General features: G+C 54.0%; 5 protein-coding genes. 1 reads left to right on the top strand and 4 read right to left on the bottom strand.

Going from position 1 to position 5,902, the window contains the following annotated elements:
• Positions 1 to 777: zinc-binding dehydrogenase (locus tag B3F49_RS10750; protein ID WP_293910955.1), on the top strand; the 777-nt coding region annotated here is incomplete at its 5' end.
• Here B3F49_RS10750 and B3F49_RS10755 read toward each other — a convergent pair.
• From B3F49_RS10755 to B3F49_RS10770, 4 genes are all read right to left on the bottom strand, one after another.
• Positions 770 to 1,855, bottom strand: coding sequence for a LacI family DNA-binding transcriptional regulator (locus tag B3F49_RS10755; protein WP_293910957.1), 1,086 nt, complete (start codon positions 1,853 to 1,855; stop codon positions 770 to 772). The genes B3F49_RS10750 and B3F49_RS10755 overlap by 8 nt on opposite strands.
• Positions 1,856 to 1,869: 14 nt before the next feature.
• On the bottom strand, positions 1,870 to 2,862 hold the full coding sequence (locus B3F49_RS10760; protein ID WP_293910959.1) for an ABC transporter permease: 993 nt from the start codon (positions 2,860 to 2,862) through the stop codon (positions 1,870 to 1,872).
• 23 nt (positions 2,863 to 2,885) lie between these two features.
• On the bottom strand, positions 2,886 to 4,388 hold the full coding sequence (locus B3F49_RS10765) for a sugar ABC transporter ATP-binding protein (protein ID WP_293910962.1): 1,503 nt from the start codon (positions 4,386 to 4,388) through the stop codon (positions 2,886 to 2,888).
• Positions 4,389 to 4,464: 76 nt separating this feature from the next.
• On the bottom strand, positions 4,465 to 5,409 hold the full coding sequence (locus tag B3F49_RS10770; RefSeq protein ID WP_293910964.1) for a substrate-binding domain-containing protein: 945 nt from the start codon (positions 5,407 to 5,409) through the stop codon (positions 4,465 to 4,467).
• Between the last annotated feature and the right edge of the window lie 493 nt (positions 5,410 to 5,902).

Raw genomic sequence — 5,902 nt, forward strand, 5'->3', positions numbered from 1 at the left:
TGCGGTGTCTGCCACGAGTGCCGCCAGGGCTTCATGATCAGCTGCACCAGCGACAAGCGGGCTGCCTACGGCTGGCAGCGTGACGGCGGCATGGCTGAGTACCTGCTCTGCGATGAGAAGGACCTGGTCCTGCTTCCCGACGAGCTGAGCTATGCCGACGGCGCACAAGTGGCCTGCGGCTTTGGAACCGTCTATGAGGCCATCGAGAAAATCGGGGTGAGCGGCAACGATGCAGTATTGGTTGTCGGACTCGGTCCGGTGGGACTGGCCGCCCTCATGCTGGCCAAGGCGATGGGTGCAAACAAGCTCATCGGCATTGAAAGCCAGAGCGCCCGTATTGAACTGGCAAAAAAGCTCGGTCTGGTCGATCACGTATTCACCCCCTCCGATGAGAATGTTGCCCAAGTCAAGGCAGTAACCGGCGGCCATGGAGTCGAGAGGGCCTTTGACTGCTCTGCAAGCGATCCAGGAAGGGCCACGGCGATCAAGGCAACCCGCAAATGGGGAAGGATTGCGTTCGTCGGGGAAGGAGGGACAGTCCACTTCAATCCCAGCGAAGATATGCTGCACGACCAGAAGACCATCTACGGCAGTTGGGTTACCAGCATCTGGAAGATGGAGGACTTGGTTGAGAGACTGGTGCGTTGGAACATCCACCCCGAGGATCTCATCACCCACCGATTCCCCCTGGAGAAGGCTGATGAAGCGTATGCCCTGATGGCAAGCGGAGCCTGCGGCAAGGTGGCTGTCTGTTTTGACGAGGAGCTTCCTAACTGAAGACCTTGTTGAATCGGGGGGAGTGGTCGTACAGGGAGGCCTTGGACTTCTTGTCGGTGACGATCCCCCCGTTCTCTCTCATCGCATGGATGGTGGGCTGCAGCACGATGGTGGCAGGGAAACCTTCCCTGTCGCCTTCCATCCGCCGGATCAAAATCCGGGCGGCCGACTCTCCGATCAGATCAAGCGGCTGAGCCACTGCATAGTGGCAGAACTGCAACAACGGGGCATAGTAGAGATAGTCGAAGGCGGCAAACGCCATTCGGATGCGCATCTGTTGTCCTTCGTGTGCCATCAGATAGCTGGTGGCCCCGATATGGACCATGTCATTGACCATGAAAAAGGCATCAGGACATTGCTCCATTGCCAAGGCCTGCTGCATCAATGTGTAGCCGGCTTTTTGTGTCATGCCTCCAAGGAGGATGAACTGTTTCTCAACCTCCAGGTGATTGTCCTTCATGGCCTCCAAATACCCGTGGAGGCGCTCTACTGAAGTATGGACGTGAGCATCACCTCCGAGAAAGCCGATGCGCTTTCTCCCCTCCCGGATGAGGGCTGATGTGACGTCATAGGCTCCCTGACGGTTGTCGGTCAGGATGATGTCACAGTCCAGGCCCTCGATTTTCCGGTCGATCATCACAAACGGAGTGTTGGAAAGTGATGGTGTACAAAAATGATCTCCCACATCGCTGACGGGGATGACAACCAAGCCATCCACATTGCGCTCGAGCAACAAGGAGAGCTTGCGCTTCTCCTCAACTACCGAATTCTCCGAACTGCAGACCAGCAGGGCATAGCCAAGCGGACCGAGCAGATGTTCCAGCTGTTCTACAATTTCTGTGAAAAACGTATTTGAGATTTCCGGGACCATGATCCCAATGCTCTTGGTGACCTTGAGCTTGAGCGACCTGGCTACCGCATTGCGCTGATAGTGCAGCATCGCCACTGCCGAGAGCACTTTGCGCTCGGTCTCGGGGTTGACCACCCCGAGCTTGTTCAAGACCCTGCTAACCGTTGCAATGGAGACACCAGCCAACTTGGCAACGTCCTTGATGGTTGCTGTCTCACTCTTGCCCATGGTGTACCCCTTGTCTAGCTTCTGCGTGCGTATTTCTTCATATCAAAGTAGACAGCCACGATGATGATGAAGCCCTTTACCAACTGCTGGTAATAGCTGTCCACACCGAGGAAGGACATACCGTAGTTGATCAGACCCATGGTGAAAACACCAACCATCATCCCACTGACTGAACCTACACCACCGCTTTGGGAAACTCCCCCGACGGTGACGGCGGCGATGGCGTCCAACTCCATGCCATTGGCGGTAAGCGAATTGGCAAGGCCAAGGCGGCTTGCAAGCAGTGTACCAGCAATGCCGTATAAAATTCCAGCATAGGTGTACACCATCATCAAATCACGCTCGACATTGATACCCGACACACGGGCGGCCTGGGCGTTCCCGCCGATTGCATAGAAGTGCGTACCCTGTCTGGTGTGCTTGAGCACCACCCAGACGATGAAGGCGGCGATGATGACATAGATGATAAGGTTGGGAATCGGACCGACACTGCCCTGGCTGATGTTCTTGAAGTTTTGGTTCAGCGACCCGACAACGGCAGCCTTTGTATAGATCAGCTGCAAACCCTTGGCGATGGACATCGAACCGAGCGTGGCGATGAAGGGAGACAGTTTGCCGTAGGCTATCAAGTACCCGTTGAACAGTCCGAACAACCCACCGGCTGCAACCGCGGCGACCACGGGAACGATGAGCGGAAAACTCTGTCCGGCGTAGATTGCAGAAGCATAGTCGGGGTTTTGGGCGAAGGAGGCAGCCACGCTGGCCGTGAGGCAGACAACATAGCCGATGGAGAGGTCGATGCCCTTGGTGATGATGATCATGCCGACGCCGAGTGCTGCAAAAGAGCGGACCGACTCGGCGATCAGCAGGTTGCGGATACTGTTCCAGCGAAGGGCGTTTCCCTTGGTAAGGACGGACAGCAATAAAAGCAGGCCGACAAACGTAACCCAGGTGGTGTACTGGCTTGCGAGTTTCTTACTGTCATTCAGTAGTTTCTTCATTTCCATATTCGGTCATTCTCCCTCTTATCCTACATGAACTGGGTGGCAAGGCGCATGATGGCTTCCTGGCTGCACTGCTGCTTGTCCAGGATGCCGGTGCAACGACCGCTGCACAGCACCATGACACGGTTGGACATCCCGATCAACTCGGGCATTTCGGAACTGACCATGATGATGGCCTTCCCCTGTTCAACCAACTGACCCATTATTTGATAGATCTCATACTTAGCCCCGACATCGATGCCGCGCGTCGGCTCATCCATGATCAGGATGTCCGGCAATGTCATCAACCAGCGGCTGATGATCACCTTCTGCTGGTTTCCCCCCGACAGGTTCTGGATCATCGTCTCCATGGTCGGTGTCTTGGTTTTCAAAGCTTCGTTATACTTGGCCGCTTCCTCTTTGAGCTGTTTGTGCTTGAGGAGCCCGATTTTACTCAGGTACTCTTTCAGGGACGCTATCGAGGTATTGGTGGAGATATCCAAGAGCGGGAAAATCCCGCTGCCTCGCCGGTCTTCGGTAATCATGCCCAGTCCATGCTCGATGGCTTTGCGGGGCTTGATGTCGGAAATCTCCACACCTTTGATGAAAATCTTTCCCGCACTGGTATCTCGTACTCCGAAGATGGCTTCCATCAGCTCGGTGCGCTGTGCACCCACCAAGCCACCGATGCCCAAGATTTCACCTCGCCTCAGCGAGAAGGAAATATCCTTGAAGGAACGAGGATTGAGAGATGTGAGGTTTTCAACCCGAAGAAGTTCCTCTCCGATGCTGCTCTTCACCGTGGGAAAGCGAAGGTTGGCTTCCCGGCCTACCATCAGGCTGATCAACTTGTCGTTGGTCAGATCCGAAATGGGATAGGTCCCAATCATTTTTCCATCCCGCATGACACTCACTTCATCGGCAATGGCAAAGATCTCTTCCATCTTGTGGGAGATGTAAATCACCGCGACATTGTGGGCCTTCAGTTGGCGGATGATCTTGAACAGGTGAGCCACCTCATTATCGGTGAGCGAGCTGGTAGGCTCGTCCATCACCACCACGCGGCTGTTGTAGGAGACCGCCTTGGCGATCTCACAGGTCTGCTGCATCGAGATGGACAGTGAGCCGATTCTGCAATCGGGCTTGATATCCATCTCAAGGCGCTTGAGCAGCTCCTTGGCATCCTCATTCATGCGCTTGTGATCGATCAAGCCCGTTTTCTTCAAGGGCTCGCGGCCAAGATAGATATTCTGGGCGACCGAACATTCAGGAACATTGGAAAGTTCTTGATGAATCATCGATACCCCATTCTGCAGGGCATCATGGCTATCCTTGAAATGATGGACTTCACCATTGAGCTTGATGGTCCCCTCGTCTTCCTTGTAGATGCCGAACAAACACTTCATCAACGTCGATTTGCCCGCACCATTCTCACCCATGAGGGCATGTACCGTCCCGGGTTTCACCCGGAAGGTGACACCGTCCAAGGCTCGTACTCCGGGAAACACCTTGGTGATCGACTCCATTTCCAAGGCGAATGTGCTTTCCATGTGACTTCCTCTTTCCTCTTTGCTCTCGGCGTTCATGAAGTGTCTCCCGCCCTCGGGCGGGAGACACAAGATCTCATTACATCAGGTCCTTGTAGTTGGCCTTGGTGACTGGCTTGAAGGGAACCAGATAGCACTGTGCGATGACGGCCGGATCATTTGCCGGCTCTTCACTGATGACCTGGCTGGAGGGAGCAATGCCCCAAGCGGTCATGCCGGTTGCACTACCCTTGGTAGCCATGGCATAAGCGAGCTCGAAAGCGGTGCTGCTCTGTCCGACGGAGTCCTGCAGAACGGTTGCATAGAGCTTGTTCTGGTCCATGGAGTTCAAAGCGTCGGCGGTTGCGTCGATACCGATGACCGGGAAGGTCAGGATGGTGCCGTCGCTGGGATCGTTGTCCACCAAACCATTGGTGATCAAGGATTCCACTGCGCCGAGGGCCATGCCGTCGTTCTGCGCCACTACGAGGTTGAACTTGCCTCTGTGAGCTGCAAGCCAGGTGTCCATCTTCTCTTGTGCCTTGTCAGGGGACCAGTCGGCGGTGTCCCTGGCGATCAGGTTGACGGTGTAACCGAGGCTCTTCAGGGTATCAATCAAACCTGCTTCCCGGCTGATCTGAGCCGGGTGACCGAGCTGACCGAGGAGGTAGAGCATGTTCAGGACCTTGCCGGGAGCCTTTTCAGGATACTTGGTGAAGTATTCGTCAATGATCTGTGCCTGATACTGGCCTGCGACCAATTCGGGGGAGGAAGCAAGATAGAAGTCCTTGCCGACTTTCAAAGCTGCAACGGAGGGCTGGATGTTGGAGAATGCTGCTCCACCACCGGCTGCCTTGATCTGCTGAGCCATCTGCTCGGTGGCGCTGGTATCCTGGGGGATGATCACGAAATACTTATAGCCCTGGGTGATGAGGGTGTTCAGCTGGTCGAGCTGGCGGGCTACGTCGCCCTGTGCATCCTGAAGATTCAGGTCCACACCCTTTTCGGCTGCGAGCTTGCGCAGGTTGTCGGCATAGTCTTTCACGAGCTGTTCGTTCAGGTTTCGGATCAGAGCTCAGATCTTCACCTTGTCACTCTTTGCTTCGGAGGAACCCTGAGCAACGACAGCAGTACCCAACAGTGCGAGCACCAACAGAACGGCCACTAGTTTCTTCATAAAAAACTCCTTTCGTATGTTTCCAGGATTACGCTTCCTGTCAAGCTTGTTTTGCATCGTTCCCACATCAAGTGAGGCGATCTTACCGGTCTTTTTATGCAACGAGTATATTTCCAATTGTTTTACTGTTTGACAGCGAAAAAATGTAAACGTTTATAATATTTATGAAAAACTTTTTCATAGGTACAATAATAAGTGCATACTACAACTATTGGATAAGTGTAAACCTTTATATACACTGCTTTTCGAAGGAATCCGGCATGCAAATCCATGCGACATGCACACCAACATACCAACGATTTCGGTAGAGCATACGACCGATTCATTGTATGATGCCGTATGGCTTATTCAACATTTGGAA

Source organism: Sphaerochaeta sp. UBA5836 (assembly GCF_002432845.1).
Lineage (GTDB): Bacteria > Spirochaetota > Spirochaetia > Sphaerochaetales > Sphaerochaetaceae > Sphaerochaeta.

Coding starts and splice junctions, on each gene's coding strand:
- B3F49_RS10765 (WP_293910962.1), bottom strand. CDS start 4,388: ATGGAAAGCACATTCGCCTTGGAAATGGAGTCGATCACCAAGGTGTTT.
- B3F49_RS10760 (WP_293910959.1), bottom strand. CDS start 2,862: ATGGAAATGAAGAAACTACTGAATGACAGTAAGAAACTCGCAAGCCAG.
- B3F49_RS10755 (WP_293910957.1), bottom strand. CDS start 1,855: ATGGGCAAGAGTGAGACAGCAACCATCAAGGACGTTGCCAAGTTGGCT.